We start from the raw sequence: 1424 nt of genomic DNA on the forward strand, positions 1-1424 counted from the left end.
AAGGCTGTAGGGTTTGTAAAAATACAGGCTGGCTTGAAATACTGGGATGTGGAATGGTTGACCCTAATGTGTTTGAAGCAGTCGGAATAGATACAGAAAAATATACTGGATTTGCTTTTGGACTTGGAATTGAAAGAATAACAATGCTAAAATACCAGATTCCTGACATAAGACTTCTCTTTTCAAATGATATGAGATTTAACCTTCAGTTTAAGGGGATATGATGAAAGTTAGCTATAAATGGGTAAAACAGTTCATAGAAAATTTTGATGAGGATATTGAAAAAGTAGTTGAAAAGCTGAATGAAACTGGACTTGAGTCTACATATGAAAAGTTTGGAAACTATATCCCCAATCTAACAACCGTAAAAATTTTATCTATAGAAAAACATCCTGAAAAAGATAATCTTCTTGTATGTAAGGCAACTGACGCTAAGAAAGAATATCAGGTTATAACTGCAGCAAAAAATGTAAAGGAAGGAGATATTGTAGTACTTGCGAAAGAAGGAGCCGTTATAAATGGCAGAGAAATAAAGCCTGTAAAATTTGGCTCTTTAACTTCAGAAGGTATGTTTTTATCTTTTGAAGAACTTGGAATAGACATTCCATCTGAAGGATTATTTATTCTTGGGAAAGATGCTCCTATCGGAGTAGATGCATCAAAACTTTTAGACCTTGGGGAAGACTACATAATAGAAGTAGAAATTACTCCAAATAGAGGAGATGCATTAAGTGTTAGAGGTCTTGCAAGGGAAATAGCAGCAATTTTTGGTAAAAAAAGAATAGAAAAACTCCCTGTAGTATCCATCTTGAAGGAGAGATTGCCAGAAATAAATATTGAAACGGACAGACTCAACAGATATAGAGGGATAATAATAGAAGATGTAAAAGTAGAAGTTTCTCCTTTAGATATTCAGCTAAAACTTATTAAATCCGGTCAAAAACCTATAAACAATATTGTAGATATTACAAACTTTATACTCCTTCAAGAAGGACAGCCACTACATGCCTTTGACCTTGATAAATTGGAAGGCAAAATTCATATCAGGCAGGCAGTAGAAGGTGAAAAAATTATCGCACTTGACGGAAATGAGTACACGTTAAACGAAAATGATATAGTTATAGCTGATGATAAAAAAGCAGTCGCAATAGCCGGAATTATTGGAGGAGACAACACTAAAGTTGATGAAAATACGAAAAATATACTTCTTGAAGCAGCAAATTTTGACCCTTCATCTGTAAGAAAAACAGCTAAAAGACTTGGAATATCAACAGATTCTTCTTACAGATTTGAAAGAGGAGTTGATATTGAGAACCTTCCTAATGCACAGGACAAAGCCCTTGAGCTTATTTTATCAACTGCAGAAGGAAAAGCAGTTGGTGAAAAAGATGTGTATATTAATATTTATAAACCTAAGAAGGTAA

Annotated in this window: 1 protein-coding gene and 1 pseudogene; both read left to right on the plus strand. The window is 33.8% G+C overall.

Going from position 1 to position 1424, the window contains the following annotated elements:
* Positions 1-224: pseudogene (gene pheS, locus HG1285_RS01595) on the plus strand (phenylalanine--tRNA ligase subunit alpha); the annotation flags it as partial.
* On the plus strand, positions 221-1424 hold a 1204-nt coding region (gene pheT / locus HG1285_RS01590), incomplete at its 3' end, for a phenylalanine--tRNA ligase subunit beta (RefSeq protein WP_232219541.1). The pseudogene pheS and the gene pheT, both read left to right, overlap by 4 nt.

The organism is Hydrogenivirga sp. 128-5-R1-1, from assembly GCF_000171895.1.